We start from the raw sequence: 25,481 nt of genomic DNA, 5'->3' as shown, positions 1-25,481 counted from the left end.
ATGGCCTCACAGCTGCCGAACCGGTTCCTGACCCCTGAGGACCTGGTCGAGATGTTCGAGCTGCCCAGCGTCGAGACGGTCTACCAGTGGCGCCGCAAGCGCACCGGTCCCCGCGGCTTCCGCGTCGGCCGGCACCTCCGCTTTGACCCCACCGACGTGCGGGCCTGGGTCGACTCCCAGATCGGAGAGGCCGCCTGATGGCCGGACACATCCAAGACCGCTGGTACCGGTCCGAGACCGGCTCCGACGGCAAGACCCTCAAGGTCAAGACCGACCGCCACGGCACCGGCCTGCGCTATCGGGCCCGGTACGTCGGCCCCGACGGCACGGAGAAGTCCAAGAGCTTCCCGGACCGACAGAAGCGCCTCGCCGAACAGTGGCTCACCGACATCGCGTCGGACATGTCCCGCGGTCGGTACATCGACCCGCGTGCGGCCCGGATCACCTTCAAGAGCTACGCCGAGAAGTGGCTCAAGGCGCACGGCATCGACCCGGCCAGTCAGGTCGTGGTCGAGCAGCGGTTGCGTCTGCACGCGTTCCGACTGATCGGCTCTCGGCCGCTGGACTCGTTCCGCCCGGAGCACATCCGAGGCCTGGTGAGCGCGCTGGAGAACGACCCGGCCGTGAGTGGCGGCTACGCGCGGAACATCTATGGCGACGTGCGGGCCGTCCTCAGTGCGGCCGTCGACGATGGGCTATTGCCCCGGAACCCGTGCTCCGCGAAGTCGGTCCGTCCGCCGGCCGCTGAGCAGCGCCGTGTCGTGCCGTGGCTGCCCGCCCAGGTTCAGGCGGTCCGTGCAGCACTCCCCCGGCGCTACCGGCCCATGGTGGACGTGGGCGCCGGGTGCGGGCTCCGTCAGGGCGAGATCGTGGGGCTGGCTGAGGATGCGCTCGACTTCGACGGCGGCATCATCCGAATCGTCCGGCAGGTGAAGCTGATCCGGGGCAAGGCCGTGTTCGCCCCTCCGAAGTGCAACAAGGAGCGGGACGTACCTTTGCCGCCGTCGGTGGCTGAGGCCCTGCGGGCACACCTGGACGCCTTCAAGCCGGTTGAGATCACGTTGCCCTGGCGCAAGCCGGACGGTCCAAAGGTGTCGGCCCGTCTCCTGTTCACGAACACCGCGAGCGGGCTCGTCTGGCGCAGCAACTTCAACAGTCAGGAGTGGAAGCCCGCCCTCGCGGCGGCCGGTCTGATCGCGGCGGCCGGTGAGAACGGCAAGTATCAGTCCGCTCGTGAGCACGGCATGCACGCACTGAGGCACTTCTACGCCTCGGTGCTCCTGGACGCCGGCGAGAGCATCAAGACCGTAAGCGAGTACCTGGGACACGCCGACCCCGGGCTGACGCTGCGGGTCTACGCGCACCTCATGCCGTCGAGCCAGGAGCGTACGAGGAAGGCCGTCGATCGGGTGCTTCTCCCGGCCCCGCGCGAGCCTGACGGCCCAGAAACGGCCCAGTAGCCAGAACAAGGCCCCCTATCCGCGCCGAACGCGCTGGTAGGGGGCTTATTGCTGCCCGGCTACTGCAAGTTCTCCGGGCTTAGGCATGGCTGTACCAGTGTCGCAGACATATGAGAAGAGACCCGCCGCCCTGTGGACAACGGGTCTCTCGCGAAGAACGTGCAGGTGAAACCTGTTCTGCGGGCTCACGCCGGCCGGATCAGCCGGACCCCACGAAGATCACCAACAGCAGCCACACCACCGGCGCCGTCGGCAGGAGGGAGTCCAGGCGGTCCATGATGCCGCCGTGGCCCGGCAGGAGGGTGCCCATGTCCTTGATGCCGAGGTCGCGCTTGATCATGGACTCGCCGAGGTCGCCCAGCGTGGCGCTGACGGCGACCGCGAGGCCGAGCAGCAGGCCCTGCCACCAGACGCCGTCCTCGATCATGAACTGCATGCACAGCGCGCCGGCCGCCATCGCGAAGGCCACCGCTCCCAGCAGGCCCTCGCGGGTCTTGCCGGGGCTGATGCGCGGGGCGAGCTTGGTCCTGCCGAAGCGCCAGCCGACGGCATAGGCACCGGTGTCGCTGACGACCGTGAGCAACAGGAAGGTCAGCACGCGCTGCGCGCCGTCGTCGGCCATCAGCATCATCGTGACGAACGTGGCCAGGAAGGGCACGTAGAACGCCGCGAAGAGACCTGCCGTGACGTCCTTGAGGTAGCCCTCCGGCGGCTCGGTCATCCGCCACACGAGCACCGCCAGCGCCGTGAGCGCCATGGCGACCCACGCACCCTCGGCACCTCGCGCGTACCCGGCGACCACCATCGCCGCGCCGCCGATCGCCAGCGGCACGAGCGGCGCCTTGATGCCCTTGCGCTCCTCCAGCCGCTTGGTCAGCTCCCACAGGCCCACGACGACCGCGACCGCGACCACGCCGACGAAGACGGCCTTGACGACGAACAGCGACGCGATGATGACGGCGCCGAGTCCGACGCCGACCCCTATCGCCGCGCCCAGGTCGCGCCCCGCGGTCTTCTTCGGCGGCGGCTGGGACTGCGCCGGCTGCGGGGCGTCGGGCATGGGCTCCGGATTCTGCGGCACCGCCGCGTACGGCTGCGCCGGCGGGGTCTGGAACAGGGGGCCGCTCGCCCGAGCGGCCCCCCGGTCGTCGTCCTGGTCACCGCCGTGTTCGGGTACGTCGGGCACGATGGGCATGGGCCGAGTCTGCTGCGCGTACTGCGCATCGTATGCGGGACCCGCCGGGGCAGCGCCCTGGACAGGTCCCCCGTCGGACGGCCCCCAGTACCCGGCTTGTGGCGGCGCTCCCCAGGAAGAGTCGTTCATCAGACCTCGAGCAGCTCCGCTTCCTTGTGCTTGAGGAGCTCGTCCACCTGGGCGACGTACTTCGAGGTGGTCTGCTCGAGCTCGCTCTCCGCACGGCGGCCCTCGTCCTCGCCGACCTCGCCGTCCTTGATCAGCTTGTCGATGGCGTCCTTGGCCTTGCGGCGCACGGAGCGGATGGACACCTTGGCGTCCTCGCCCTTGGTCTTGGCGACCTTGATGTAGTCGCGGCGGCGCTCCTCGGTCAGCTCGGGGAACACCACTCGGATGATGTTGCCGTCGTTGCTAGGGTTGACGCCCAGGTCGGAGTCGCGGATCGCCTGTTCGATGTTGCGCAGGGCGCTCTTGTCGAAGGGCGTCACCACGGCCATGCGCGGCTCGGGCACGGAGAACGAGGCCAGCTGGTTGATCGGCGTCAGCGCGCCGTAGTAGTCGGCCACGATCTTGTTGAACATCGCCGGGTGCGCACGGCCGGTGCGGATCGCGGCGAAGTCCTCCTTGGCGACCACGACGGCCTTCTCCATCTTCTCCTCGGCCTCGAGGAGGGTCTCTTCGATCACCACTTGCTCCTGCGTGTCTTGAGTAGGCCCGGCTGCGGTCCCCTGGCGGGGCGGCGGCCGGCTGCGTCGCGTTCTTCCTGCACGGTTCCCGACCGGCGGGACATTGTCCATCCCCCGGCCCGGCCCCGTCCCGTCCGTCCCCCGGACAGGTGGCGTCCGCGGACAGGGGGTGTTCTCCGGTCAGTCCCGGGTGCCCTGGTCACCCACGAGCGTGCCGATCTTCTCACCCTTGACGGCGCGGGCGATATTGCCCTCCTTCAACAGCTCGAAGACCACGATCGGGAGGCTGTTGTCGCGGCAGAGGGTGACGGCGGTGGCGTCGGCGACCTTGAGGTCGCGGGTGATGACCTCGCCGTAGCCGAGCGCGTCGAACTTCACGGCGTCCGGGTTGGTCTTGGGGTCGGAGTCGTAGACCCCGTCCACACCGTTCTTGCCCATGAGCAGCGCCTCGGCGTCGATCTCCAGGGCGCGCTGGGCGGCGGTGGTGTCGGTGGAGAAGTAGGGCATGCCCATTCCGGCGCCGAAGATGACCACGCGGCCCTTCTCCAGGTGGCGCACGGCGCGCAGCGGGATGTAGGGCTCGGCGACCTGGCCCATGGTGATGGCGGTCTGCACGCGGCAGTCGACGCCCTCCTTCTCCAGGAAGTCCTGGAGGGCCAGGCAGTTCATCACGGTGCCGAGCATGCCCATGTAGTCGGAGCGGGCGCGGTCCATGCCGCGCACCTGGAGTTCGGCCCCGCGGAAGAAGTTGCCGCCGCCGATGACGACGGCGATCTCGGCGCCGTCGCGTACGACGGCCGCGATCTCGCGGGCGATGGCGTGCACCACGTCGGGGTCGACGCCCAGGCCGCCACCGCCGGAGAAGGCCTCTCCGGACAGCTTCAGCATGAAGCGGCCGCGTACTTTGCCGTCGTCGCTCTTCTCGGCCTTGGTGGTCATGGAGATCTCGCCTCTTTTACGTGGGTCACACACACGAAGAAGGCCACTGCCGGTGGGGGCGTGTTTCGCATCCCATACGCGGCAATGGCCTCCTCGTCAGATCTGCTGTCGTCCGCCGCCACGCGCGCGTGCGCCACGGCCTGCGCGAACGGCGCCGACGACTGCTGTCGACCCTACCGGGGTCGAGCGTCCGTCGCGGTACGGACTCAGATGCCGACCTTGATGCGCGAGAAGCGCTTCAGGGTGACACCGGCCTCGTCCAGCACCTTCTGGACGGACTTCTTGTTGTCCAGGGCGTAGGGCTGGCCCAGCAGGGTCGCGTCCTTGAAGAAGCCGTTGAGGCGACCCTCGACGATCTTCGGCAGGGCGGCCTCGGGCTTGCCCTCGGCGCGGGTGGTCTCCTCGGCGACGCGGCGCTCGGACTCGACGACCTCGGCCGGGACGTCCTCCTTGGAGAGGTACTTCGGCGCGAAGGCGGCGATGTGCTGGGCGACGCCCTTGGCGATCTCGGCGTTCGGCTTGTCCAGCTCGACGAGGACACCGATCTGCGGGGGCAGGTCGGGCATCGTACGGTGCATGTACGCGGTCACGAAGCCGCCGGAGAACTGCGCGAAGCGGTCCAGGACGATCTTCTCGCCGAGGTTGGCGTTGGCCTCGTCCACGAAGGCCTGGACGGTCTTGCCGGCCTCGATCTCGGAGGCGAGCAGGGCCTCCAGGTCCGCCGGGGCGGCCTTGGCGATGTGCTCGGCGATGGCCTTGGCGACGTTCTGGAACTTGTCACCCTTGGCGACGAAGTCCGTCTCGCACTTCAGCTCGACCAGGACACCGGAGGTGTTGTCGTCGGCGATGATCGAGACGACGGCACCGTTCTCGGCGGAGCGGCCCTCGCGCTTGGCGACGCCCTTCTGGCCCTTGATGCGGAGCGCCTCGACGGCCTTCTCGACGTTGCCCTCGGCCTCGTCCAGCGCCTTCTTGCAGTCCATCATGCCGGCGCCGGTGAGCTCACGAAGCTTCTTGACGTCGGCGGCGGTGTAGTTCGCCATGATTCAGGAATCTCTCTCGAAGTCCGAAGATCTACGGGCCGGACGGCGGGGGCTTCGTGGGCCCCCGCCGTCCAGAACCCGAAGGTGGTGAGGGGTCAGGCCTGCTCGGCGTCCGCGGCCGGGGCCTCGGCGGGCTTGTCGGCGTCGGCGGCCACCTCGGTGGCGGCCTCCTCGACGGCCTCGGAGACCTTGGCGTCGGGGGCGGGCGCCTCGGCGGCGGCCTCGACGGCCTCGTCCTTCTTCTCGCCCTCGAGCAGGTCGCGCTCCCACTCGGCGAGCGGCTCGCCGGCGGCCTTCTCACCCTTGGCACCACCGGCGGCGCCGGAGCGGGCGATGAGGCCCTCGGCGACGGCGTCGGCGATCACGCGGGTGAGCAGGGTGACGGAGCGGATCGCGTCGTCGTTGCCCGGGATCTTGTAGTCGACCTCGTCGGGGTCGCAGTTGGTGTCGAGGATGGCGACGACCGGGATGTTGAGCTTCCGGGCCTCGCCGACCGCGATGTGCTCCTTCTTGGTGTCCACGATCCAGACGGCGCTGGGCACCTTGGACATCTCGCGGATACCGCCGAGGGTCTTCTCCAGCTTGGCCTTCTCGCGGGAGAGGACCAGCAGCTCCTTCTTGGTGAGGCCGGAGGCGGCCACGTCCTCGAAGTCGATCTGCTCGAGCTCCTTCAGGCGCTGCAGGCGCTTGTAGACGGTCGAGAAGTTGGTGAGCATGCCGCCCAGCCAGCGCTGGTTGACGTAGGGCATGCCGACGCGGGTGGCCTGCTCGGCGATGGCCTCCTGCGCCTGCTTCTTCGTGCCGACGAACATGACCGTGCCGCCGTGGGCGACGGTCTCCTTGACGAACTCGTAGGCGCGGTCGATGTACGACAGCGACTGGAGCAGGTCGATGATGTAGATGCCGTTGCGCTCGGTGAAGATGAAGCGCTTCATCTTCGGGTTCCAGCGACGGGTCTGGTGACCGAAGTGGACGCCGCTTTCCAGCAGCTCCCGCATCGTGACGACGGCCATGGCCGTTCTCCTTGGTTTTCTCGGTTGTGCCGCGCAAGCCGGACGGCTCGCGCGCCTGACGCCCGCTGTGCGCCGTGCCGCAAGGGACCGAGGGGCGCTGACACGCGCCTTGGAAGGCGTCGTGTCGGGGCGTGCGAAGTCGACCCGGTGACCCGGATCGCCACCAGAAGTGTACGGGACCGGAGGGGTACCGGGTGACGCGGCTGTCCACAACCGGGCGGCGGTCCACAGGCCCGCACGGAGGCCCGCTCCGTGCGGGACGGTTCTCGCATGCGAGCGAGGCGAAGCGTGAGTGCGTGCGTGTGTGCGTGTACGTGGGTGGTGCTGCTGTCGGCCGTCCTGGCCCCGGCGCCGTTCGGCGCCGCGCGGGCGGCGTCGGTGGTGCCGTCGGCGGTCGTGGGGCGAGGTCCGGATCCTTCGGTGCCGGCCGTGGCCCGGTGGTGGCCGGTGGGCACCCGGCCCGCGGTCCTGCGCGGGTGGGAGCCCCCGGCCGACGCCTACGGTCCTGGTCACCGGGGTGTGGACCTCGCCGCGACGGGCGGCACCCCGGTGCGGGCGGTGGCGGCGGGACGGGTGTCCTTCGCGGGGCGGGTGGCGGGCAGGGGCGTCGTCTCACTGGAACTGACGGGTACCGGCGACCCGCCCCTGCGCACCACGTACGAGCCGGTCGCGGCCTCGGTACGCGAGGGCGACGAGGTGGCGGCGGGCGAGGTGCTCGGCACGGTCGAGCCGACGGGCTCGCACTGCACGGCCTGCCTGCACTGGGGCCTGCTGCGCGGGGACGTCTACCTCGACCCGCTCTCCCTGCTCCCGCCGTGGCTGCTGGACTCGGGGCCGTCGAGACTGCTGCCGGTCCTGGGGGTGCCGCTGCCCGGAGAACCGTCCGAAGGGCAGCCCGGGGTCCGGTCCGCAGCCCCGTCCGCAGACCGGTCCGGCGAGCCATGGGCGATCAGCCGCGCACGCCCCGCAGCGCCATGGAGACCGCCGCCCGGGTGATCGCCCCGGGCTCCTCGGCCGCACCCAGTTCGATCCGCCGCACGGCCGCGTCCACGACGCCCTGGAGCAGCATCGCCGCGAGCCTGGGCTCGGCGTGGCCCATCTCCGCCAGAGCCTCGACGATCATGGCGATCAGCCCGCCGTGCGCCGCCCGGATCTTCTCCCGCGCGCCGGCGTCCAGCTCACTGGCGGAGATGGCCACGACCGCGCGGTGGCGCCGGTCCCCGACCAGGTCGAGCTGGGTGCGCACATACGCCTCGACCTTGGCCTCGGGGGTCGTCTCGCGCTCCATCGCCGCCTCGACCTCGGCCGCCCAGACCGGGAAGTCGACGGCGCACAGCTCCTCGACGACGGCCGCGCGGGACCGGAAGTACTCGTAGACCGACGACCGGGCGAGGCCCGTCCGTTCGGCGAGGGCGGGGAAGGTCAGCGCCTCCGTTCCGCCGTCGGACAGCAGGGAGCGTGCCGCGTCCAGCAGGGCGGCACGCTGCATCGACCGGTGCTCGGCCACGGAGGCCGCTCGAATCCTTGGCACGCCACCACTTTACGGACGCGTCACCCCGTGCGGGAGACGGTCACCCGGCCGCACGGCCGTCGAGCGGATGGCGACGGGCGGCTTCGCGAAGCCATAAGCCCAGCTCAACGGCCGAAACCGGCCAGCTTTGCGCGCAGCTGCAACACCGACTTGGTGTGGATCTGGCTGACCCGGCTCTCCGTCACACCCAGCACGTTGCCGATCTCGGCGAGTGTGAGGCCCTCGTAGTAGTACAGGGTGACGACGGTCTTCTCGCGCTCCGGCAGCGTGTTGATCGCCCGTGCCAGCAGCCGGCGCAGCTCACGGTCCTCGGCGACCTCCACGGGGTTGTCGGCGGCGGTGTCCTCCAGGGTGTCCATGAGGCTGAGCCGGTCGCCGCCCTCGCTCCCCGCGTGCAGCAGCTCCTCCAGGGCCACCACGTTGGCCAGCGACAGCTGGCTGAAGACCGCGTGGAGGTCCTCGACCGCGATCCCCATCTCCACGGCCACCTCGCTCTCCGAGGGGGTGCGGCGCAGTCGTGCCTCCAGCGTCGCGTAGGCGCGTTCCACGTTGCGCGCCTTCTGCCGCACCGAGCGGGGGATCCAGTCCAGCGCGCGCAGTTCGTCGATCATCGCGCCGCGGATGCGGGTGATCGCGTACGTCTCGAACTTGATCTCGCGGTCGACGTCGAACTTCTCGATCGCGTCGATCAGCCCGAACACACCGGAGGAGACGAAGTCGGCCTGTTCGACGTTGGGCGGCAGCCCCACGCTGACCCGGCCCGCCACGTACTTCACCAGGGGCGAGTAGTGCAGGATCAGCTGTTCCCGCAGCCGCTCGTCCCCCGTCGACTTGTACGACCGCCACAGCTCGTCGAGCGTCGAGGGGGCGGACGGTCGCACGCTGCCGCCGTCGCGGGCGGCTGGGGGGACCGCCGCCCGGTCGGACCCGGAGGTGTGCTGGGGCATTCGTCGCCTTGTGCCGTTCTGCCGTGATGTGGTGCGCCTGAGGCCGCCGGTCTGCTGTCTGGTGGTCGCCTGTTGTCGGGCGTGTTCGTGAGGCCCTCGTGAGCGTAGCGTGACTGGACCGTCGCGTTGTGCGAAGGAGTGGGTGGGGAGCGTGCGCAGATACGTTCCGCTGAACGCTCTACAGGGGGGACGATGATCGCTCTGCGTGATCACTCGAATACCTCAACTGCCAGATTTCCCACGGGCGTCGGGGTTCCCCCGGACGGCCGAACACGGTGCGTCAGCAGGGACTCCGACCCTCGCGGACCGAGATCATCGCCTGGCGTGTCAACTTCCAGCCATCGCCGTGTCGTTCGACGTAACCAAGTGCTCGAAGCTCGTACAGTCTCGCGATCGCGTCGTCCTGCGTGGTCTGCGCACGGCGTGCCGCCTCGGCCGCCGTCACCGTGCCGCGCGCGGGCAGTCCGGCCAGTACGTGGCGGGTCCGGGGTTCCAGGAGGTCGGTGGGCAGGACCGGTCCGCGCCGCTCCGGGGACAGCTCCCCCATGTCGCCGACCAGTTCGACGACCTCGGCGGCGTCGCTGACGAGCACGGCGTCGCCGCGCAGCAGTTCGTGCACGCCCGCGGACAGCGCGCTGGTGGCGGGCCCGGGCACGCCCATCGTGTGCCGGCCCAGGCGTTGCGCGGCCCGGGCCGTGGCCAGGGAACCGCTGCGGTAGGCGGCCTCGACGACGACGGTGCCCCGGGTGAGCGCGGCGATCACGCGGTTGCGCAGGATGAATCTGCTCGGCGTCGGATGATCACCGGGTGGCAGCTCGCCGACGACCAGCCCCTGCTCGGCGATCCTGGTGATCAGCCCGGTGTGCCCCGGCGGGTAGGGCCGGTCGACCCCGCAGGCCAGCACGGCGGCGGTGGCTCCGCCCGCGCCGAGGGCGCCCCGGTGGGCGGCGCCGTCGATCCCGTAGGCGCCGCCGGACACCACCACCCAGCCCCGTTCGGCGAGGCCGGCGGCGAGGTTGGCCGCCATGTGGGCGCCGTACTCGGTGCAGGCACGGGCGCCGACCACGGCCACGGAACGCAGCGCCCACATGCGCAGGCTGGGGGCGCCACGCACCCAGAGCCCGAGCGGCCGGGCGTCCGCGAGGTCGTCGAGCTGCCCCGGCCACTCGGCGGTGCCGGGTGCCACGAAGCGCACGCCGGCGGAACGCGCGAGGGCCAGGTCCCTCCGGGGGTCGGCCCGGCCCGCCCGCGCGCACAGCCCGGCCCACCGCTTCGCGCTCACCCCCGGCAGGGCACGCGCGCCCTCACGCAGTCGCCGCACCACCTCCGCGACCCCGCGCTCCCGCACCCACCGACCGCCGGTCTCGTCGCCGGGCTCGATGACCCGGGTGAGGAAGACCCGGCCGAGCAGATCGGAGTCCACGTCGCCCTCCCGGGCCGGGTTGGCGACGGCTGCCGCCACGGCCGGGGCCACGCCTCGGTCCACGCCGTCTCCGACGGCCGGGGAGACCGGTGGGACTCTGCCCGGAGCGTCCAGGGGACCGCCAACCCGGCCGATCGGGCGCGCCCCGCCCGCAGCGTCCCCGGCCCCGCCCGCAGAGCCGGTCGGGCCCTCAGCGCCCACGTCGGGCGGGGCATCCCCCACAGCCGGATCCTCTTCTCCGGGCGTCACGTCCGCGGCCCACCACCCGCCCTGGGGCCCGGCACTCCCGCCCCAAGCACCCGAAGCGCCCGCGCCGGACGAGGCATCCGAGGCGTCCAAGACGCCCGCGCCGGACGGGAGGACCCCACCAGGTCCGCCGCCCCCGGCCGTCGCGGCTTCCCACGCACCACCGCCCCCGCCGCCCACGCCGACCGGGGCCTCACCCGCGACCGGACCTCCTCCCCAGGGCACCGCACCCGCGTCCACGCACCCGCCGCCGCCCCCGGCACCCCCGTCCAAGGCATCCGAACCATCTAACGCGCCCGGACCGAACAGGGCGCCCTCGGCAGCGCCTCCGCACCCGCCCGGCACCGCATCGCGCCCGCTCACGTCAGCGCTCCCAGAGCCATCGGCACTCCGCGTGGCACCCCGGTGCGCAGCTGGAGTGCCAGGGCGACGTCTCCCGCGTCGGGGCGGTCGTGGCCGACGAGGTCCGCGACGGTCCAGGCGACGCGCAGGACGCGGTCGAGACCGCGGGCGGTGAGTACCCCGCGTTCCAGGCTGCGCTCCGCCTCGTCCAGCGCGCCGGGCGCGGCGTGCCAGCGGCTGCGCAGCTCGCGGCCCGGTACCTCGCTGTTGGACAGCCACGGCGTGCCCGTAAGGCGAGCGGCCGCCCGCGCCCGGGCCGCCGCCACCCGGTCGGCGACGGTCGCGGTGGCATCCCCGCGGGCTCCGCTCCCGGTCAGCTGGGCGCGGGTGACACGGTCGACCTCGACACGGAGGTCGACCCGGTCGAGCAGCGGACCGGACAGCCTGGCCTGGTACCGGCGGATCGCCGAGGGCGGACACTCGCAGAGGTCGTCCCGCTGCGAGAACCGGCCGCACGGGCACGGATTGGCCGCGAGCACCATCAGGAACCGGGCCGGGAAGCGCACCACGCCCGCACTGCGCGCGATGACGACGTGCCCGGCCTCCAGCGGCTGCCGCAGGGCGTCCAGGACGTGGCTGCCGAACTCGGGGGTCTCGTCGAGGAACAGGACCCCGCGGTGTGCCAGCGAGACCGCGCCGGGCCGCGCGACGCCGGGTCCGCCGCCGACCAGGGCCTGCATCGTGGCGGAATGGTGCGGTGCGCAGTAGGGGGCCACGTCGATCAGGGGCTTGCCCGGCGGCAGCAGGCCCGCCACCGAGTGCACGGCCGTGACCTCCAGGGACTCCGGCCGGGTGAGCCGGGGCAGGATGGCGGGCAACCGCTCGGCGAGCATGGTCTTCCCGGCGCCGGGCGGTCCCTCCAGGAACAGGTGATGGCCGCCGGCCGCGGCGACCTCCACAGCCGTACGCGCCGACTCCTGGCCCACCACGTCAGCGAGGTCGTGCCCTTGGTCGTACTGGGCGGCGCCCATGCTGTGCATACCGGTGGCGGCGCCCGTGCCGGGCATGCGCAGGCCCGCGAGGAGCGGATCCGGGCGGCCCGGCTGGTCCTGTGCCTCCTCCGGGACGGGCTCGTCGGCGAGGACGGCGATCAGCTGGCGCAGGCTGCGTACGCCGAGCACCGACACCCCGGGCACCAGGGACGCCTCGGCGGCGGCGCACTCGGGCACGACCACCTGCTCGTAGCCCGCCTCCGCGGCGGCCAGCACCGCGGGCAGGATGCCGCGCACCGGCCGCACCCGGCCGTCCAGACCCAGCTCCCCGACCATGACGATGTCCGCGAGCACCCGCGGGTCGATCCGCTCGGCGGCGCCCAGGACGGCGGCCGCGACGGCCAGATCGAAACCGCTGCCGCTCTTCGGCACCGACGCCGGGCTGAGTCCCACCGTCAGCTTCTTCTGCGGCCACTCGGCGCCCGAGTTCACCACCGCGGCCCGCACCCGGTCCCGGCTCTCGGTGAGGCTCTTGTCCGGCAGCCCCACCAGGGTGAACGCCGCCACGCCCGGTTCGAGGTCGGCCTGGACCTCGACCACCACGCCCTCGACGCCGACGAGCGCCACGGAGCACGTACGCGCGAACCCCATCACGCCACCCCCCGGGCGTGCTCGACCACGGGGGCGCCGCGCTGCGGGAGGAGAACGCCCACCAGGTCGATGCGCACACCGCCGGGTGGGGCTCCGCCGTGGGTCTGGATCCAGCGCTCGGCGAGCCGCCGCAGCCGCTCCGCCTTCTCGGGGGTCACCGCGGCCATCGGGTGTTCGAAGGAGCCGTTCCTGCGCGTCTTGACCTCGCAGACGACCAGCACGTCCCCGTCCCGGGCCACGATGTCGATCTCGCCGGTCCTGCCGCAGCGCCAATTGCGCTCCAGGACCGTCATGCCGGCTCCGGTCAGCCGGCGGGCGGCGAGTGTCTCGCCGTACTTGCCCAGCGCACCTCGTGCGTTCATGTCGGCACCACCTCCGGCGCCAACGATGAGGGCAGCTCAGCGAGCTTTTGGATCTTGGTGGACGGTCAGCCGACTGTGGACAACTTCGTCACCCACACGAGTGAAAACTTCCTCGGGTGGCCCGCTCTCACCCGCCCGGAAGCTCCAGGTCACTCTTGTTCAGCTCCTCGATGTTCACGTCCTTGAACGTCAACACGCGCACCTGCTTCACGAAGCGAGCCGGCCGGTACATGTCCCACACCCACGCGTCCGCCATCGAGACCTCGAAGAACACCTCGCCCTGGACCGAGTGCACCTGCATCTCGTAGTCGTTGGTGAGGTAGAAACGCCGCTCGGTCTCGATCACGTATTTGAACAGACCGACGACATCGCGGTACTCCCGGTAGAGCTTGAGCTCCATCTCGGTCTCGTACTTTTCGAGGTCCTCGGCGCTCATGGCATGTTCCCCTTCAGCCGTGCGGGTCCCCCCATTGTGCGCCAGTCCCGTGCACCCCTAGACGATTTCCGTGTCCAGGGTCACCGGCCCGGCCGGGGGACCCTCGTCGAGCAGCGTGCGCAGCAGCCCGGCGAGTCTGGTCGGATACACCGTCTCACGTGCCCCGGTCAGTTCCTCACACGTCCACCAGCGTGCTCCGGCGACGCTGCGGCGCTCCAGCTCGGTGAGCCCGGCGCCGACGACCCCGGTGGCGGTCCGCCGGGTGCGGGCCAGGTAGTACCACTCGTCCTGGTCCCAGCGGCGGCCCGCGAAGGGGAAGGAACACCGGCGCCGCCACAGCACCGGGCCGATTTCGACGTCGGCGATGCCGGTCTCCTCCAGCAGCTCCCGCCGGGCGGCCTCCTCACGGGTCTCGTCGCCCTCCACACCGCCACCGGGGGTGAACCACCAGTCGTCGGCCGGGTCGTCCGGTTCGTGGCCGTGCAGCAGCAGGATGCGGTCGTCGGGATCGAGCAGCACGACCCGCGCGACCCTGCGAAGTCCGCCCCGGTAGGTGTCCTGCCCGGCCGGGGTCGCCTCAGCGCCCATCGGCGGGCTCCGCGGCACGACCGGCACGCGAGGCCGCGGCCCGCTTGGCGACGGGACCGTACGCCCCACCGCCCAGGACCAGCACGGCCCCGGCGATCACCAGGGCGACGACCGGCGTGAGCGGCCCCGGCGAGGAGAGGCCACCGAGGGCCTCGAAGCCGGTCGGCCGCTCCAGCATCCCGTTCATGGGCCAGACCACGGCGTCGACGCGGGCGTCCACGGCACCGCTCGAGACGGTGCCGCGGGCCGCGTCGGTGAGGTGGGCGGTGGAGTCCACGGAGTTGTCCCGCTCGTCGCCGAGCAGGAACAGGCGGCCCTCCGGGACGTTCACGGTCTGGAAGTCCATGATCTCGGCCGGTGTGCCGGCGGGCAGGTACGGCTCGTCGATCACCTTGCCGTTGACCTTCAGCTTGCCCTCCTGGCAGCAGGAGACGGTGTCCCCGCCGACGGCGACGACCCGCTTGACCATCGGGGCGTTGGCCCAGGCCGTGTCCTTGAAGACGACGACGTCGCCGCGCCGTACGTCGCTCCCGTCGACGCGCTCGGCGAGCACCCGGTCACCGACACCGATGGTCGGGGCCATCGAGCTGGTCGGCACGGTGTAGGGCCGGTAGACCACGGCGCCCCAGGCGAACCCGCCGAGGAAGAGCACCATGCCCAGCGCCACGGCGAGGCCGGACAGTCGCTGCCCGGTCCGGCTGCCCGCCGGACTCTTGTTCGCTCCCCCGCGCGGGGCCGTACGTGTCGTGCTCTCGCCACCCATGGAGCCGCACCCTACCCGGCGGTACCCCAACGGGGCAGCCCCCCTCCCGAGGACCGGGAAGGGGGCTGTCGCATCGATGGGGACGTACGGGCCGGGGCGCCTCAGCGGGCCTCGGCGGCGGCGCGCCGACGGCGGCGCCACCAGACGACCGGGAGGACGCCGGCGACGGCGAGCCCCTGGGGCGCGACCGACAGCGCGCCGGCGGCCGGGGAGCCCGCCTGGAGGCCGACCTGGTCGAAGGTCTCGGGGACCGGCAGGTTGTCCCAGCGGTTCATCGGCCAGGCGACCACGACCGCGCGGCCGACGACCTCCTTCACCGGGACCATGCCGCCGTGCTTGTCCGCCTGCTGGTAGCGGGAGTCCTTGGAGTTCTGCCGGTGGTCGCCCATGACCCAGATGTAGCCCTCGGGCACCGTGACCTTGAACCGGCCGCCCTGGTCGTCGTCGGTGCACGGCGTGTTGCCGGGGTAGACGTAGGGCTCGTTGAGCGCCTTGCCGTTGACCGTGAGCGGGCCGGTCTTGTTGCACTCGACGGTGTCGCCGCCGACGCCGATGACGCGCTTGATCAGGTCCTTCTCCTCGGCGGACGGCATCAGGCCGATCCAGCTGAGCACCGTCTGCAACGCGTTCGGGTCGGGGGTCGGCTCGCCCGCGAGCCAGTTGTCGGGGTCGTGGAAGACGACGACCTCGCCGCGCTCGGGCTCGGAGCCGAACCAGGGCGTGAGCTTGTCGACCAGGACACGGTCATTGATCTTGAGCGTGTTCTCCATCGACGAGGACGGGATCGAGAACGCCTGCACCAGGAACGTCTTGATCAGCAGCGCGAGCACCAGCGCGATACCGATCAGGATCGGCAGTTCCTTCCAGAAGGACCGCTGCTTCTTGGTCTCGCGGTGCGGCGTGGGTGGCGTCCCGCCCACTCCCTCGTCCTGCGTCCCGTTGTGTTCGTTCGTCACCCTGCCGTCCTCGGTTCCGGAGCCGTGACCGGAGTCGCGGGCGCCGTCCGGGGCCGGGCCGGCCGTCTCCTCGGGGCGTCCGCGGTTCTCCTCGCCGTCGTGTCCGGACCGTGCGCCAACCGCCACATCCCCCACGCCAACTCCTTACTCTCTGCCGCCGCCCGCCCCGTATACGGCGCAGGCCCACCACTCCCATAACGAGCGGGAGTTCCGCAGGGGTCGGGAGTTGCATCATCGCGTTCGGATCGTCGGGGGCAACCCTATGCGACAGCCGGGGAGCGGCGGTCGCACCGGAGGCCGAGTCGGTGACGGATGCATACGTTTTCGGCTCGTCCAGGGTGGTCCAGTGACCGAACGGCCAGGCGATCACCATGGCGCGTCCCACCACCTCCTCCTCGGAGACCGTGCCGAAGTCGGTGTCCTGGTGGGCGCGGGAGTCGGCGGAGTTGGACCGGTGGTCGCCCATGACCCACAGCCGTCCCTCCGGGACGGTGACGTCGAACGGCGTCCGTGACGGGGTGTCACCCGGGTACAGGTAGTCCTCGTTCAGGGGGACGCCGTTGACGGTGACGCGTCCCTGGGTGTCGCAGCACTTGACCTTGTCCCCGCCGACGCCGACGACCCGTTTGATGAGGTCCTTCTCGTCGTCGGACGGCAGCAGGCCGATGAAGGCCAGGCCCTCCTTGACCTGCTTGACGACGACGGGATCGTCCTTCTTGGTGGTCTGTTCGCCCGCCAGCCAACCGCCCGGGTCCCGGAAGACCACGACGTCCCCGCGCTGCGGTTCGGAGCCGAACCAGGGGGTGAGCTTGTCCACCAGGACCCGGTCGCCGATCTGGATGGTCTGCTCCATCGAGCCGGACGGGATCACGAAGGCCTGGACGAGGAAGGTCTTGAGTACCAGCGCTATGAGCACGGCGACGCCGATGAGGAGCGGTATCTCCTTGACGGCGCCGCGCCTGCGGCGCCGCTTGACCTTGCGCTGGAGCTTGCGCCGCTCCGCGCGGGAACGGCCGCCGGAGGGCACGGCGGTGCGCCGGGAGCCCGTGGGCAGCAGGTTCTCCGCGGGGCTGCTGGGGGCTCCGCGCGGTTTCCCGCGGCTACCCATCGGCGCCCGCGGGCCGGCGCGCGTCGCCGGCCCCTCCGTCCGCGTCGGCCTCCGGCACGCGCGCATAGGCGTCGGGACGGTCGAGGTGGGTGGCGTGGGCGAAGGGCCAGACGATCCAGTCGGCGCGCCCGATCACCTCGTCCACCGGGATCATGCCGCCGCCCGGCGAGCCCAGGTGGTCGCGGGAGTCGCTGGAGCCGGACCTGTGGTCGCCGAGGACGAAGAGGGTGCCGTCGGGGACGACGACGTCGAAGCGCACCGTCGACGGGCGGTCGCCGGGGTACAGGAACTCCGACTCGTCGACCGACTGGCCGTTCACCTGTACCCTCCCCTCCCTGTCGCAGCACACCACGTGGTCCCCGCCCACACCGACCACGCGTTTGATGTAGTCGCCGGGCCCGAAGAGTCCCGTGCCGTCGAAGACCACGACGTCGCCCCGCTGCGGCCGCCCATCGAAACGGTACGCCAACTTATTTACGAGAACCCGGTCACCGATCCTCAATCCGCGCTCCATGGATCCGCTGGGGATCTGGAACGGCCGCAGTACGAAGGTGCTGAGCAGCAGCAGGAAAAGCAGCAGCGTCAGCAGGGTGACGGTGATCCGGCCGCCCGGCACCCAGTCCGTGATCCGCCCCGCGAACGCGGAACGCGACCGTCCCTCCTGGCCCTCCGGATCCGAGGGCTGCTCGGAGTCGGAAGGGCGGGAGGAGCGGTCGCGCTCCGTGGGCTGTGCTTCGGTGTCCATCGGGGCCAGATGCTATCCGGCCCCGGCGCGGACCTCTCAGGCGCTCAGCTCTCGCGCTTCTCCTTGATCTTCGCGGCCTTGCCGCGCAGCTCGCGCAGGTAGTACAGCTTGGCGCGGCGGACGTCACCGCGGGTGACGAGCTCGATCTTCTCCACGATCGGGGTGTGCACCGGGAAGGTGCGCTCGACGCCGACGGAGAAGGAGACCTTGCGGACCGTGAAGGTCTCGCGGATGCCGGCACCCTGGCGGCGGATCACAACGCCCTTGAACTGCTGCACACGGGAGCGGTTGCCCTCGATGACGCGCACGTGGACGTTGACGGTGTCGCCGGGGCGGAAGGCGGGGACGTCGCTGCGCAGCGACGCGGCGTCGACGGAGTCGAGCAGGTGAGACATTTCGTCTGCTTTCCTCGCTGATGCCACAGGTCATCAACGGAAACTAGGTGTTTCGGATTCAGAGTCGTGCGGGTCGGGACGGGCGTCGTGTCCCCCTGTGGCAGGGGCGCGCTCCGGACGGACGCACAACAGCGGCCTATTGTTCCATGCCGGGGGTCCTGCGCCAAAATCGGCCGTACGGCTCCCCCTCCGGGTCCGGCGCCCAGCCCAGGATGGAGAGCATCTCGCGGTCCTTCTTGTCGAAGACCTTGGGGTCGCACCGCTCGATCAGGTCGGGCCGGTTGGCCGATGTGCGCCGCAGTGCCTCGTCCCGGCGCCAGCGGGCGATCTTCCCGTGGTGGCCGCTGAGCAGCACGTCCGGGATGCCGCGCCCGCGCCACTGCGGCGGCTTGGTGTGGACGGGGCCCTCCAGGAGGTTCGCCATGGCGCCGGGGGCGAAGGAGTCGTCCCGGTGGGACTCGGCGTTGCCGAGGACGCCGGGCAGCAGCCGGGCCACGGCCTCGGTGACGACCAGTACGGCCGCCTCGCCGCCGGCGAGGACGTAGTCGCCGATGGAGACCTCGTACACCGGCATCCTGGTCGCGTACTCGTCGACGACGCGGCGGTCGATGCCCTCGTAGCGGGCGGGCGTGAAGATCAGCCAGGGTCGCTCGGAGAGGTGGACGGCGAGTTCCTGGGTGAACGGCCGGCCGCTGGGCGTGGGCACGATCAGGGCGGGCTCGCCGGAGCCGGCCTCGTAGCCGTCGGCCAGGACGGAGTCCAGCGCGTCGCCCCACGGGTCGGGCTTCATGACCATGCCGGGGCCGCCCCCGTAGGGGGTGTCGTCGACCGTGTTGTGCCGGTCGTAGGTCCACTCGCGCAGGTCGTGCACCTGGACGTCGAGCTGTCCACGCGCGCGTGCCTTGCCGACGAGGGAGACGTTCAGCGGTTCCAGGTACTCGGGGAAAATCGTGACGACGTCGAGCCGCATTACGCGCCTTCCTCCGGGGCTTCCCCGGCGTCCCGCGCGGAGGCGATCTCGGCGCGGTCGTCGATCAGGCCCGGCGGCGGGTCGATGACCGCGCGCTGCTCCTCCAGGTCGATCTCCGTGACGATCTCCGACACGAACGGCACGTAGACCTCGCTGCCGTCGGGGCGCTCCACCACGAACAGGTCCTGGGTGGGCAGGTGGGAGATCTCCGTGATCCGGCCGACCTCGGTGCCGTCGGCGGTCACCACGTCGAGGTCGATGAGCTGGTGGTCGTAGTACTCGTCGTCGTCCTCGGGACGCTCGTCGGGGTCGACGTCGGCGATCAGCAGGGTGTTGCGCAGGGCCTCGGCGCCGGTGCGGTCGTGGACGCCCGCGAAGCGCAGCAGGAGGCGGCCGCTGTGCACCCGGCCGGTCTCGATGGTCAGCGGACCGGCGGTGGCGGGGTCGGTGGCCAGGACGGCGCCGGGGCCGAGCCGCAGCTCCGGCTCGTCGGTGCGGACCTCGACGGTGACCTCGCCCTTGATGCCGTGGGCGCGGCCGATGCGAGCGACTACCAGCTGCACTGTGCTTGATCTCCTGTCGGAACTGCGGCGAGCCCGGCGGGCTCACGACCCCGTGCGGTGCTCTACGACTGCGGGCCGGGGAAGGCCCATGGCCCTCCCCGGCCCGAGCCGGTGCTGCGTTGTGGCGTCAGCGGACGTGGTCCACGTCGACGAGGTCGACGCGGACACCGCGGCCGCCGATGGCGCCCACGACGGTGCGCAGGGCGCGTGCGGTGCGGCCGTTGCGGCCGATCACCTTGCCGAGGTCGTCGGGGTGCACCCGGACCTCGAGCACACGCCCGCGACGCAGGTTGCGCGAGGCGACCTGCACATCGTCAGGGTTGTCGACGATGCCCTTCACGAGGTGCTCGAGAGCCTCCTCGAGCATGCTCAGGCCTCGGTCGACTCGGCCGAGGAGGACTCGGCGGCGGCCTCGTCCTTCTTGTCGGCCTTCTTCTTCTGGGTGATCGCCTCACCCTTGCCCTCGTCCTCGCCACCGATCGCCTCGAAGGACGGGCGGGCCGCCTTCTCGGACGGCTGGAGCAGCGGGGCCGGGGCGGGCTCGCCCTTGAACTTCTGCCAGTCGCCGGTCTTCTTCAGGATGGCCATCACGGGCTCGGTCGGCTGGGCGCCGACACCGAGCCAGTAGGCGACACGCTCGGCGTCGACCTCCATCACCGACGGGTTGTACGTCGGGTGGTACTTGCCGATCTCCTCGATGGCCCGGCCGTCACGGCGGGTACGGGAGTCGGCGACGACGATGCGGTAGTGAGGCGAACGGATCTTGCCCAGACGCTTCAGCTTGATCTTGACTGCCACGGGAGTGGATTCTCCTGGTTTTGACGTGATTGGGCACGGCGAGAGAGCCGCGTGGGGTTGCGGTACCCGAGTGCCCGATGGACGCGTCAGCCGGAGGAGAGAGGGGTCCTGTGCGACTGTCGAGTACAGCTTGCCATTGTGCCACACGCGGGCAGACCCCTCGGACCGGAGGGCACCGGGGCCGCCCTCCGGTCCGGCGGAGCGGGTCCGACGACAGAACCTGGCCCGGATCCGGCTGCCACGAGCAGCCGGACCGTCAGCTCACGCCCGCGCCGACCACCTCCGGGATGCGGAACGGCTTGCCGCAGCCGCCGCACATGATCGGGGCCTGGGCCAGCACGGACGGGACGACCCGTACGTTGCGCCCGCAGTCGCAGACGGCCTTCACGCGCACTCCTCCCCCGGAGGAGCCGTGGCGGGCGGCCGGACCGCGGAAGCTGCGGGCCGAGTCGGTCGCGGTGGCGGCGGTGTGGGCCTTCAGCGCGCGCTGGAGGCGTTCGGTCGTCGGGCGGTAGCGGCGCTTCGCCTCGGGGGTGAGGGTGACCAGTGAGAAGCCGCTGCTGGGATGTGGCTCCTCGGGGTGGTCGAGGCCCAGCTCCTCTGCGATCGCCAGGAATCGACGGTTGTGGTAGCGCCCCGCGCGGGAGGTGTCGCGTACTCCGCGCGCGGCAGCGATGCCGTGGACTGCCTCATGGAGCAGTCGCTCGAAGGAGAGCTCGTGCCCGCAGGCGGACGACGACTCTCCGATCAGGGACTCGGGCGCGGCAAGATCGGGCAGCTCGGGGTGGTACCGCTGAATGTCGGCCCACGCCTGCGCCAGCTCTGCGGCGAGAACAGGTGGTGTCGTGCTCACGTAATGACAACGAGCCGGAGTGCCGCTGTGTTCCTATTCCGGGGCATCCCAAATAATTTGCACGTACCAGTCAGTTGCCGCTGATGCGTCCCGACGAGGGCGGGTGCGCTGATCTGCGGAGAAGCCTCACAGCTCATACCAAGCTGGTGCGTAGTCCAACGTACGCCCCGGCGCGTAGCGGTCGTCCACACTCCGGGGGCGCGGGGCGCTCTCGTGCGCAAGGGGCGTTTCGGCCGCCGTCGCGCCGGAGCGGAGGCGTCCGGGCGGACGCGTCGACGGGGGCGACGTTACCGGGTGGGCCACCGGGGTGCGGCACCGCCCCGCCCCCGGCACTCCCGCGTCCCCTCCCGCGCCCTCCCAGACGCCCGCGGACCCCGTCGACCTTGGCCGGAACCACCCCCTCCGCACTCCGGCCACCCGCTGTCATCGCCGACCGGCACGATCCGGCCATCCGGTCAAGGTGTCGCCGGGGGGCTACCGCGGGTACCGCGCGGCCGGCCCACGTTGCCGGGAAGTGAAATCTCGCCATGGGGGCGGGGATCGGGCAAACCGGCCCTCTCTACCACTGGACGCCGCGGCGAGCCCGGAGTTTCCTGGCATACGGGGGGAGTTCGAGCGCACTGCACGGGGGCCATGGAATCGGGCACAGCGGCAACACTCGGCGATTGGGGCGCTTTCCTATGACACCTACGCTCGTACGGCAGCACTCATCTCACACGGGGACGATGTCTCCCGTGGACCTGCGTGCACGTGCGCGTGACTGGTCCGAGATACAGGAGAGGATGCTCGTACCGCTCTACGAGGCCGTCTTCGAGCGCCTTGACGTGGGCGGCGGCACCCGGATGCTGGGCCTGAACTGCGGTTCCGGGCTCGCCCTGCTGATGGGCGCCTCGCGCGGCGCCTCGGTGACCGGTGTCGACACCCGCTCTCCGGAACTCCTGGAACTGGCACGGCGGCGTCTGCTGCCCGGGGCACCCGAGGCGCCGGAACCTCCCGGCACCCGGCCCGCCCGCTCCCGCGCGGACGCGGCGCGGGTCGTGGAGGGACCACCCGGTGCCGCGGCGGACCCGTCGGCGCCGGCGTTCACCCTGGTGACCGCCTTCGAACCCATCGGGTGCCTCGCGGGCGACTCGGAGGGGCTGGGCGGGCTGCTGGCCGAGGCGACACCACTCGCCGGGCGCGGGGCCGCGGTGGTGCTGGCGGGCTGGGGTCCGCCGGAGCGGTGCGCCACGGCCTCGGTGCTGCGGGTGGCCACCAAACTCGCGGACCCGCTGCGCAGCGCGGGCAGCTGGCGCCCCGCCCTGCGCGACGACCTGGAGGAGGTCGCGCAGCGGGCCGGGCTCAGGCCGGACGGCTCCGGGCGGGTGGCGTGCCCGTTCGGGTACGCGGACGCCGCGAGCGCGGCGCGGGGACTGCTGTCGACCGGGCTGTTCGACGCGGCGATCGCGGCCACCGACCGGGAACAGGTCGACAAGGAGCTGGCGGAGGCCCTGCATCCGCACCGGCGCGCGGACGGGACCGTCTGGATGCCGAATGTCTTTCGCTACTTGATCGCACGAGTTCCCTAAAGATCGATTCCGATCGAACCTGTGCGTCGTTCGGCCGACTTTTTCCGGTGCAGGTGTGAATGCCGTGAAGAAGCCGGCCGCGGGCTCCTGCGGTTTCCCCAGGTGGATCATGGACCTCTACTCTGATCCACCGTTCGGGGGAAACACACATCTGCATACAGGAGCCTGTAGTGCCGCACCGCAAGACCGCACTGCGCCTCGCCGCGCCCGTCGCCGTCCTCGCCCTCGCCCTCACCGCGTGCGGGGGCGGAGACGAGGACTCGAAGGACACCGGCGCGAAGGGCCCGGCGACCACCGAGGCGTCGCCCTCGCCCTCCGAGGCGGCCTCGGGCGGCGACCTGGCGACGGGCGAGAGCGCGACCGGCAAGGTCGCCGAGGACCCGGGCGAGGTCACCTACGACGTCGTGGCACAGAAGGTCGACGTGGGCACCGAGGCCGAGGCCGCGAAGGCGGTGGCGGACGCCGCGGACGTCAAGGGCAAAGTGCTGGCCACCGCGTACATCAAGTACACGCACAAGAGCGGACCGGCCCTGACCGAGGGCTCCGACGTGCACGACGGCGCCACGGTCTTCGCCGACGGGCAGCGCGGCAGCGTCCTCGTCGGCGCCTCCGAGGACGCGGCGGGCTGCGAGGACCCGTACGACGTCGAGAGCTGGAAGCAGGGCGAGAGCCACGTCTTCTGCGAGACGTACGTGATTCCGGCCGGCGCGAAGAGCGTGGAGGCGCACTGGTCGGAGGAGGACGGCGAGCCCTACGTCTGGAAGTTCCCGCAGAAGTAGGAACGCCCGGCTCTCACGCCTCCGGGTCGTCCTTCGTGAGCCGGGTGATCCCGGCGATGCGGTACGCCTCCGCCTCGTCCAGCGTCTCGCTGGCCAGCAGGGCCTCGGCCAGCGCGTCGAGCCGCTCGCGGTGGTCGCGCAGCTTGCGGACGGCCTCCTCGTAGCAGGAGTCGACGACCCGCCGCATCTCCCCGTCGATGGCGTCCAGCGTCTGGGGAGCGGCGGCGAGGCCGTACGCCTGCTGCGCGTCGCCGGGGAGGGCGGAGAGCCGGCCGACCCGCTCGCTCATGCCCCAGCGGGCGACCATGCCGCGGGCGATGTTGGTGACCTGTTCGAGGTCGCTCTCGGAACCGGTCGTGATCACGCCGTACACCACGTGCTCGGCCGCCATGCCGCCGAGCGCGCCGATGATCCGGCCGCGCAGGTACTCCTCGGTGTACGCGTACTTGTCCGCGTCCGGCGTCGACAGCGTCACCCCGAGTGCCCTCCCGCGCGGCACGATGGTGATCTTGCGGACCGGGTCGGCGCCCGGCTGCAACATGCCCAGCAGGGCGTGTCCGCTCTCGTGGTACGCGGTGCGCCGGCGCTCCTCCTCGGGCATCACCAGGGGCCGTTCGGCGCCCAGCTGGACCTTCTCCAGGGCCTCGGAGAGGTTGGCCTGCGTCACCCGGTCCTGCTTCCGCTTGACCGCGAGCAGGGCCGCCTCGTTGGCGAGGTTCGCCAGTTCGGCGCCGGTCATGCCCGGGGTCGTGCGGGCGACCTGGGCCAGGTCGACGTCCGGGGCGAGCGGGATCTCGCGCGTGTGGATGTCCAGGATGGCCTCGCGGCCGCCGCGGTCCGGGGGCGAGACGCTGACCACCCGGTCGAAGCGGCCGGGGCGGGTCAGGGCCGGGTCCAGGATGTCCGCGCGGTTGGTGGCGGCGATGACGACGACGCCCTCGGAGCCCGAGAAGCCGTCCATCTCGGTGAGGATCTGGTTGAGCGTCTGCTCGCGCTCGTCGTGGCCGCCCATGCCGGAGCCGCCGCCGCGCGCGCGGCCGATGGTGTCGATCTCGTCGATGAAGATGATCGACGGCGCGACCTTGCGGGCCTCGGCGAACAGCTCCCGCACCCGGGAGGCGCCCACACCCACGATCATCTCGATGAACTCGGACGCGGACGCGGAGAAGAACGGCACCCCCGCCTCGCCGGCGACCGCACGCGCGAGGAGCGTCTTCCCGGTGCCGGGCGGACCGGTCAGGAGGACACCCCGGGGCATCTTCGCGCCCATGCGGCGGTAGGCGTCCGGGTTCTTCAGGAAGTCGACGACGTCACTGAGTTCGCCCTCCACCTCGTCGATCCCGGCCACGTCCGCGAACGTGGTCCGCGGCTCGCCCGCCTCCAGTTCGACCGGCTTGGGCGGCGCCTTGCGGCCGAGCATGCCGCCCGCGCCGCCGCCCAGGGCGCCCCTCATGCGCCGCGCGATGAAGATCCACAGCACCACCAGGAGCAGCATCGGCGCCAGCGCGATCAGCAGGTTGGACAGGAAGCTGCGGTGCTGGACCACCGGTTCGGCCGTGACGGTGACGTTGTTCTTCGTCAGGTCGTCCCAGAGCTGGTCGTCCGCGAAGGTGGGCCGCTCGGTCGTGAACTTGGTGTACGTCCCGTCGCCGTCCGGTTTGTCGCGGCCCTTCTTGAGCTGGCCCTGGATCGCGTCGCCCTTGGCGTAGATCTTGCTGACGTTGCCCTCGTCGACCTGCTTGCTGAACTCCGTGTAGGAGATGGTCGGCTCGTCGCCCTCGTTGAAGAACGAGAGCACCAGGTTGGCGATCAGGTAGACGACCAGCGCGGCCAGGACCAGGTTCCACCAGCCGCCGCGCATCCTCCTGCCACCGGGCGGCGGTTTCGGAGGCTCGTCGGGCGTGCCCTCGGTGCGCCAGGGCCGCTCGGACGCCTTGCGCGGCGGGGACGGGTTGGTCATATCCGGACGTTACGACAGGAAAGCCGCCTGGGCATGTGCATGTACGGCGCTGGGGGGGCCCCCCTCTACAAGGGGGGGCCCCACCGCCGTCCCCCCCAACCGGACCGTCGTCCCAAATCCAACCACCAACCCCTTTGAACCCCCCCCCCACTCCAAATCCCTGACCGCC

27 protein-coding genes and 1 pseudogene are annotated in these 25,481 nt (G+C 71.4%); 5 read left to right on the top strand and 23 right to left on the bottom strand.

The features are described from left to right. Both ACZ67M_RS36220 and ACZ67M_RS36215 read left to right on the top strand, forming a co-directional pair. Nucleotides 1-198 carry a helix-turn-helix transcriptional regulator gene (locus ACZ67M_RS36220; protein WP_391789923.1) on the top strand — a complete coding sequence of 66 codons (198 nt, stop codon included), beginning with the start codon at nt 1-3 and terminating at the stop codon, nt 196-198. Continuing rightward, nucleotides 198-1,460, top strand: a complete 1,263-nt coding sequence (locus ACZ67M_RS36215; protein ID WP_469854155.1) for a tyrosine-type recombinase/integrase — start codon at nt 198-200, stop codon at nt 1,458-1,460. The genes ACZ67M_RS36220 and ACZ67M_RS36215 overlap by 1 nt, the downstream gene beginning before the upstream one ends. Nucleotides 1,461-1,659: 199 nt before the next feature. Here the strand turns inward: ACZ67M_RS36215 and ACZ67M_RS36210 are convergent, their stop codons facing one another. From ACZ67M_RS36210 to rpsB, 5 genes are all read right to left on the bottom strand, one after another. Further along, on the bottom strand, nt 1,660-2,784 hold the full coding sequence (locus tag ACZ67M_RS36210) for a phosphatidate cytidylyltransferase (protein WP_385802312.1): 1,125 nt from the start codon (nt 2,782-2,784) through the stop codon (nt 1,660-1,662). Beyond that, nucleotides 2,784-3,341 carry a ribosome recycling factor gene (gene frr, locus ACZ67M_RS36205; RefSeq protein WP_122615154.1) on the bottom strand — a complete coding sequence of 186 codons (558 nt, stop codon included), beginning with the start codon at nt 3,339-3,341 and terminating at the stop codon, nt 2,784-2,786. The genes ACZ67M_RS36210 and frr overlap by 1 nt, the downstream gene beginning before the upstream one ends. A 180-nt stretch (nt 3,342-3,521) precedes the next feature. Then, a complete protein-coding gene (gene pyrH / locus ACZ67M_RS36200) occupies nt 3,522-4,280 on the bottom strand; it encodes a UMP kinase (RefSeq protein ID WP_064730053.1) in 759 nt (252 codons plus the stop codon). Nucleotides 4,281-4,486: 206 nt separating this feature from the next. Beyond that, a complete protein-coding gene (gene tsf, locus ACZ67M_RS36195; protein ID WP_361365386.1) occupies nt 4,487-5,323 on the bottom strand; it encodes a translation elongation factor Ts in 837 nt (278 codons plus the stop codon). Between the two features lie 95 nt (nt 5,324-5,418). Continuing rightward, entirely contained in the window at nt 5,419-6,336 is a 918-nt protein-coding gene (rpsB, locus tag ACZ67M_RS36190; RefSeq protein ID WP_361365383.1) for a 30S ribosomal protein S2, read from the bottom strand. 270 nt (nt 6,337-6,606) lie between these two features. Here rpsB and ACZ67M_RS36185 point away from each other — a divergent pair, with 270 nt between their 5' ends. Further along, on the top strand, nt 6,607-7,332 hold the full coding sequence (locus ACZ67M_RS36185) for a murein hydrolase activator EnvC family protein (RefSeq protein ID WP_469854154.1): 726 nt from the start codon (nt 6,607-6,609) through the stop codon (nt 7,330-7,332). Here the strand turns inward: ACZ67M_RS36185 and ACZ67M_RS36180 are convergent. The 17 genes and pseudogenes from ACZ67M_RS36180 to ACZ67M_RS36100 form a co-directional block, all read right to left on the bottom strand. Continuing rightward, entirely contained in the window at nt 7,286-7,843 is a 558-nt protein-coding gene (locus ACZ67M_RS36180; RefSeq protein ID WP_361365532.1) for a TetR/AcrR family transcriptional regulator, read from the bottom strand. The two genes, ACZ67M_RS36185 and ACZ67M_RS36180, sit on opposite strands and share 47 nt — an antisense overlap. Nucleotides 7,844-7,971: 128 nt before the next feature. Continuing rightward, entirely contained in the window at nt 7,972-8,814 is an 843-nt protein-coding gene (whiG, locus tag ACZ67M_RS36175; protein WP_469854153.1) for an RNA polymerase sigma factor WhiG, read from the bottom strand. A gap of 280 nt (nt 8,815-9,094) precedes the next feature. After that, nucleotides 9,095-10,288: a DNA-processing protein DprA gene (gene dprA, locus ACZ67M_RS36170; protein WP_469854195.1), complete on the bottom strand. Its 1,194-nt coding sequence runs from the start codon at nt 10,286-10,288 to the stop codon at nt 9,095-9,097. A gap of 554 nt (nt 10,289-10,842) precedes the next feature. Then, nucleotides 10,843-12,468, bottom strand: coding sequence for a YifB family Mg chelatase-like AAA ATPase (locus ACZ67M_RS36165; protein ID WP_469854152.1), 1,626 nt, complete (start codon nt 12,466-12,468; stop codon nt 10,843-10,845). After that, nucleotides 12,468-12,830 (bottom strand): YraN family protein, encoded by a 363-nt coding sequence (locus tag ACZ67M_RS36160; RefSeq protein WP_361365371.1) that lies wholly within the window; start codon nt 12,828-12,830, stop codon nt 12,468-12,470. The genes ACZ67M_RS36165 and ACZ67M_RS36160 overlap by 1 nt, the downstream gene beginning before the upstream one ends. 127 nt (nt 12,831-12,957) lie before the next feature. Continuing rightward, nucleotides 12,958-13,266 (bottom strand): DUF2469 domain-containing protein, encoded by a 309-nt coding sequence (locus ACZ67M_RS36155; protein ID WP_003965949.1) that lies wholly within the window; start codon nt 13,264-13,266, stop codon nt 12,958-12,960. A 57-nt stretch (nt 13,267-13,323) separates the two neighbouring features. Continuing rightward, nucleotides 13,324-13,854: an NUDIX hydrolase gene (locus ACZ67M_RS36150; RefSeq protein ID WP_467321274.1), complete on the bottom strand. Its 531-nt coding sequence runs from the start codon at nt 13,852-13,854 to the stop codon at nt 13,324-13,326. After that, nucleotides 13,844-14,617, bottom strand: a complete 774-nt coding sequence (gene lepB / locus ACZ67M_RS36145; protein ID WP_361365365.1) for a signal peptidase I — start codon at nt 14,615-14,617, stop codon at nt 13,844-13,846. The genes ACZ67M_RS36150 and lepB (ACZ67M_RS36145) overlap by 11 nt, the downstream gene beginning before the upstream one ends. 101 nt (nt 14,618-14,718) lie before the next feature. Then, nucleotides 14,719-15,708 (bottom strand): signal peptidase I, encoded by a 990-nt coding sequence (gene lepB, locus ACZ67M_RS36140; RefSeq protein ID WP_361365362.1) that lies wholly within the window; start codon nt 15,706-15,708, stop codon nt 14,719-14,721. Further along, a pseudogene (gene lepB, locus ACZ67M_RS36135) lies at nt 15,599-16,681 on the bottom strand (signal peptidase I); the annotation flags it as partial. The gene lepB (ACZ67M_RS36140) and the pseudogene lepB (ACZ67M_RS36135), both read right to left, overlap by 110 nt. Next, entirely contained in the window at nt 16,674-17,426 is a 753-nt protein-coding gene (gene lepB / locus ACZ67M_RS36130) for a signal peptidase I (RefSeq protein ID WP_469854151.1), read from the bottom strand. The gene lepB (ACZ67M_RS36130) and the pseudogene lepB (ACZ67M_RS36135), both read right to left, overlap by 8 nt. Before the next feature lie 44 nt (nt 17,427-17,470). Beyond that, nucleotides 17,471-17,821: a 50S ribosomal protein L19 gene (gene rplS, locus ACZ67M_RS36125; RefSeq protein WP_361365356.1), complete on the bottom strand. Its 351-nt coding sequence runs from the start codon at nt 17,819-17,821 to the stop codon at nt 17,471-17,473. Between the two features lie 136 nt (nt 17,822-17,957). Further along, on the bottom strand, nt 17,958-18,791 hold the full coding sequence (gene trmD / locus ACZ67M_RS36120; RefSeq protein WP_382813207.1) for a tRNA (guanosine(37)-N1)-methyltransferase TrmD: 834 nt from the start codon (nt 18,789-18,791) through the stop codon (nt 17,958-17,960). Then, the gene (rimM, locus tag ACZ67M_RS36115) at nt 18,791-19,354 is read right to left on the bottom strand and encodes a ribosome maturation factor RimM (RefSeq protein ID WP_361365350.1); all 564 of its coding nucleotides are present in this window, start codon (nt 19,352-19,354) and stop codon (nt 18,791-18,793) included. The genes trmD and rimM overlap by 1 nt, the downstream gene beginning before the upstream one ends. 127 nt (nt 19,355-19,481) lie before the next feature. Beyond that, on the bottom strand, nt 19,482-19,721 hold the full coding sequence (locus ACZ67M_RS36110; RefSeq protein WP_003973401.1) for an RNA-binding protein: 240 nt from the start codon (nt 19,719-19,721) through the stop codon (nt 19,482-19,484). Nucleotides 19,722-19,723: 2 nt separating this feature from the next. Next, a complete protein-coding gene (gene rpsP, locus ACZ67M_RS36105; protein WP_361365347.1) occupies nt 19,724-20,152 on the bottom strand; it encodes a 30S ribosomal protein S16 in 429 nt (142 codons plus the stop codon). Between the two features lie 256 nt (nt 20,153-20,408). Further along, the gene (locus ACZ67M_RS36100; protein ID WP_122615172.1) at nt 20,409-21,005 is read right to left on the bottom strand and encodes a hypothetical protein; all 597 of its coding nucleotides are present in this window, start codon (nt 21,003-21,005) and stop codon (nt 20,409-20,411) included. A gap of 680 nt (nt 21,006-21,685) precedes the next feature. Between ACZ67M_RS36100 and ACZ67M_RS36095 the strand changes: the two genes are divergently transcribed. Together ACZ67M_RS36095 and ACZ67M_RS36090 are read left to right on the top strand one after the other, a co-directional pair. Next, entirely contained in the window at nt 21,686-22,573 is an 888-nt protein-coding gene (locus ACZ67M_RS36095) for an SAM-dependent methyltransferase (protein WP_469854150.1), read from the top strand. A 170-nt stretch (nt 22,574-22,743) separates the two neighbouring features. Further along, nucleotides 22,744-23,352 (top strand): hypothetical protein, encoded by a 609-nt coding sequence (locus ACZ67M_RS36090; RefSeq protein WP_469854149.1) that lies wholly within the window; start codon nt 22,744-22,746, stop codon nt 23,350-23,352. A gap of 13 nt (nt 23,353-23,365) precedes the next feature. Here the strand turns inward: ACZ67M_RS36090 and ftsH are convergent, their stop codons facing one another. After that, nucleotides 23,366-25,312, bottom strand: a complete 1,947-nt coding sequence (gene ftsH, locus ACZ67M_RS36085; protein ID WP_392016647.1) for an ATP-dependent zinc metalloprotease FtsH — start codon at nt 25,310-25,312, stop codon at nt 23,366-23,368. Nucleotides 25,313-25,481 lie beyond the last annotated feature (169 nt).

This window comes from Streptomyces sp. NPDC107500, assembly GCF_055582785.1.
The sequence above is the reverse complement of the archived record's forward strand: the minus strand, read 5'-3'. Positions and strand labels throughout refer to the sequence as shown.